Here is a 3,677-nt window from a genome sequence, read left to right as displayed (position 1 = left end):
GGGGTAACCGGCGCCTGGCGGCGCCTATGTGGTTGGTTGAGTATTGTTGTTAGGCAATGCTTTTCGTGTTGCCGGGTTGGGTTGGATGGCCTGCGGCCATCGCCGGCACTCGCTTATCCATTGGGGTGCAACGGTTTTCGTATCCGTAGGTGGTAATGGCTTCGCCATTGGGTCATACTTCAATTGTACTGTATTGCACTACTTTTCAGCTACTTTGCCTCGGCTTCGCCTCGACCGTGGTGGGTGGTCAATACCCTTCCGCCGGCGGCCGGGCCTTCGAGTTCCGTTGCTAGCCTAGCCTTCTCAACTTACCGACCGGACTACGCCATACAGCATGAGAGTCGCTATGCGGCAACATTATTCGTTCTTAACGAGGGGTGCGCCTGCGGCGCACCTTCGCTTGGGGGTCCGGCCCGGGACACTCGCCACCACCACCGCTACCACGCTAGCCACCGATCGCAATACCTGAGGGCCGGTCACGCTCTGCACCCCCCGGCCAGCCGGCGAATGGGATCGGCCTCCTCGGTGAGTGGCCCAGACAGCCCCGGCCTAAATCAATTGCCTTGCTCTTAGGCTTTCTGATATCCGTTGCGCCCCAGCGGTTTCTGATTCATGTTTTCAGATTGGGTCGCTGTAAGTGCGCCCGTTGATGGCGACCATGTGGGTCCAGCGTTGCCCATCCCACCACCGATGGTGGAAGCGTCGGAGGGGATCGGGGTACCAGCCGTGCGCCGGCAGAGGCGCGGCCGTCTGCGGAGTGGTCAGCACCGGCGCTGCCGCCGGCCGAGGGATCCGTGGCGTTATGAAGATGTCCCCGGGCAGGTCGGCGATCTGGTAGCCCATGTGGACGATCTCGGAGAGTGCGTCCTGCTCTGCTAGCGCCTTGTGCTCGGTCATCGCGGCAGCGGCGAAGCTGCGGACATCGATAAACGTCCGATCTCCACGCGGACCGGTCACCTCGCTGAACACGACCATCCATCGATAGCCGCGATCGTACAGAGTGGCGGCATCGGCGCCGGCCTCTTCGAGTGAGAAGACTCGGGCCGGGCAGTACTCGTCGAGCGCTTCGACGTAGTGCTGATACCAGCCACGCGGCAGGAGTTCGGGAGAGCCGGTGGCGTGCAACTCAGATGCGCTGATGATGCCGGCGCAGTACAGCTCGCGTTTGGTCAAGTAGTCAATGTCATCGTCCGGGCCGGCGTCCCGGGCCACCTCGTTGATGATTTGTCGGCGCAGTACTTCGGATTCCGCTGCTTTGCGCGCGAAGTAGTCCGGGTCGTCAGCGTGGGTTTTCGCCATTGCCCAAGCGACAGAGTCGCTGGTGAGGTCTGAGTGTTCAGCCATTGGTGGATTGTGCCGCAGGGGTTGCCCGAGGACAACAACGACGTCGATTGGGGACGCCGGTTATCGACTGGCGCGTGCACGAGCCTCAGCGACCAGGTCTTCGAAGGTGCGCTCCGTGTTGCCGTTTCATGTCCAATCCTCTCTGGGGGGTTGTTCACGCGGTCTTCAGCTCCGGCGCGCGGCTTCGATGACCGACATGGTGTCGTTGCTGTTCGCCGTGTACACGGTCTGGGTGGTTGGGTCGATCGCGGTGTCCCGGGCTCCACGGCGCACCGGCTGGTTAGAGCGAGCCGCCGCAGCTGCGCGGTGCATGAGCGTACAAAGATGCACAACGGACAACCGCCCGCTGTGCACCCTGCCCGCTCACTAAGAGAGCGATGCCCAGAAATCGACCGCACTGTCATCCTGGTTGAACACGCTCGGCAGCCCCGACGGAAACGCCGGCGAGATAGCGCTGCAAACATGCTCGATTGTTTCGCTGTCCCAATTCGACTCCGAGCCAAGAGCAACCATCGCTCGCGCGATAGCCATCTGGGCGGCGACTGGGTCAACCTGAGCCGCGATCTTACGAATGTTCATTGCTTACCGCCTTGTTAGGTGAGCAGACGAACACGTCTGCCCGGATGAACTGTTGTCTTTATTCTAAAGTGCGGCACTGACATTCCATTTGCGCTATCGCGCGCATGTCTACTGGAGGCGCGCCAAATACGGTCCACCTCAACCGTATCCGGGTCGACTAGCCCTGCCATCGACGTTAGGCATCCTCGTACGAAGAAGCGTAAACACGTCAAGTTGCAAGCACGCAAGCACCCAGACCGCGGGTCAGCCGGCAGCTCGTTATGGATCGTCGTCTCGGAAAATCGGCTCCTTGCCTGCGGTCAGCCAGCTCGGCGATAGGTACTCATCGAGTGACAGCACGAGTGTGGGCGCCGGACTGGACATGTCATCGACATAATGGTGACCCGGTCGCCCTCCATTGCTGGTCAATACCTTTGCCTTCTCGATGATTTCGCTTGCTTTCGCGTCATCTAATCGCCATACCACTCGATCGTCCGACAGTTCGATGGAGGCCGCGCCTGTCTCAATGACGAACTCGTGAACCCGGCGGCCATGCGTTAAGTAAGACACCCGGTTTCGCTGTGCCAGGGTGAGCGCTGCGGCAAAGGCGTCCAGTCCGGCGTTGTCAGCGGCCAACAGCACCACATCCTCGGAGCCTCTGAAATCCGGGACATCCTTAACGCGAATGACAGTCATGGATTACCAGTGTTGCAGTCGTTGCCGCTACGGCGGCCTGCGGCCGGCAGAAAGCGTTGGTCCGCTCGCGCGCCAGCCACCGCCACCTCCCCGTGACGCATGGGCCAGAACACCGAAGCCCTTGCGACGTTGGCCCGGCCACGACCCCATGACACGGTTACCATGATCGCTCCTGCTCTCGCCGACCCGGACTGGGCTCGACGCTGAGGCCGATACATTGCGCTACTGCGGCCTTAGGCAGGCCGGCTGACCTCGCAGCCACATGTCGAGATGGCAAGAGCCCTTCCCGGCGGGCGTCCCGCCCTGCCCCAACGGTTGCTGGGGCAGGGTCCGCTCTTAGGCGGACTTGAGCTTGAGCTGGCCGAGGACACATTCGGCGGGCTCGACATCGTCGCGGATGCCCAGCAGGACCGGCTGATAGAGCGCACCACCGGCCTGGGCGGCGTAGAGGTAGCGAATTTCGACGACGTCGCCGAGCTTCGGGACGTGCTGATTCGCGGGCACGGTCACGTTGCCGACGGCTTGCCAGACGTCGCCGTTGAGCAGGCTGACACCGACGCTGCGCTGCTGATTGACGGTGGTGACGACCGCGGATACGGTGGCGACGAACTTGAGCTTGAGCTGCGGGCCACCGCTGCTGGGGCGACCCTGGCGGTAGGGGGCATCCCAGCGCTTGAACACCACCCCTTCCGCGTTCCGCGCTTGTAGACCTTCGAGCTGTTTTCCCTTGTCCGTTGCGTCGGTCCAGCAGCTCACGCACCGGATGTGCGACGACTCGGCGTTGTCGGTCAGGGTGGTGAGAGCCTGGTAGCGGTCGCCGTAGGCCAGCTCGCGAAGGTCGGTACCGGCGACAGAGAGCACATCGAACACGTGCAGCGTGTCGTCGATGACTTCTCCGTCCATCACGAACTCGCCCGGCAGGTCGAGCGCCGCTGTGGCGACGGGCGCGGCCACGCGAGCAATGATCAGAACCTGTGGATGAGCCTCGGGGTGGGGGCGTGAAAGTGGGCGCACCTTCCCGAGGATGATCTGAATGTCAGTAGGTCCGATCATGAGCCGGCGTTGGCGCGCTGGTTCGG

General features: G+C 62.4%; 4 protein-coding genes. All 4 read right to left on the bottom strand.

Annotated elements, in window-relative coordinates; genetic code table 11:
* Nucleotides 1-618 precede the first annotated feature (618 nt).
* On the bottom strand, nucleotides 619-1,344 hold the full coding sequence (locus tag H7I87_RS06810) for a DUF2510 domain-containing protein (protein ID WP_083071842.1): 726 nt from the start codon (nucleotides 1,342-1,344) through the stop codon (nucleotides 619-621).
* Between the two features lie 366 nt (nucleotides 1,345-1,710).
* Nucleotides 1,711-1,923, bottom strand: coding sequence for a hypothetical protein (locus H7I87_RS06805; protein ID WP_023901018.1), 213 nt, complete (start codon nucleotides 1,921-1,923; stop codon nucleotides 1,711-1,713).
* Between the two features lie 258 nt (nucleotides 1,924-2,181).
* Nucleotides 2,182-2,598, bottom strand: a complete 417-nt coding sequence (locus H7I87_RS06800; protein WP_090417701.1) for a hypothetical protein — start codon at nucleotides 2,596-2,598, stop codon at nucleotides 2,182-2,184.
* 336 nt (nucleotides 2,599-2,934) lie between these two features.
* On the bottom strand, nucleotides 2,935-3,677 hold a 743-nt coding region (locus H7I87_RS06795; protein WP_443677347.1), incomplete at its 5' end, for an ATP-dependent DNA ligase.

This window comes from Mycobacterium timonense, assembly GCF_025821985.1.
Lineage (GTDB): Bacteria > Actinomycetota > Actinomycetes > Mycobacteriales > Mycobacteriaceae > Mycobacterium > Mycobacterium avium.
The sequence above is the reverse complement of the archived record's forward strand: the minus strand, read 5'-3'. Positions and strand labels throughout refer to the sequence as shown.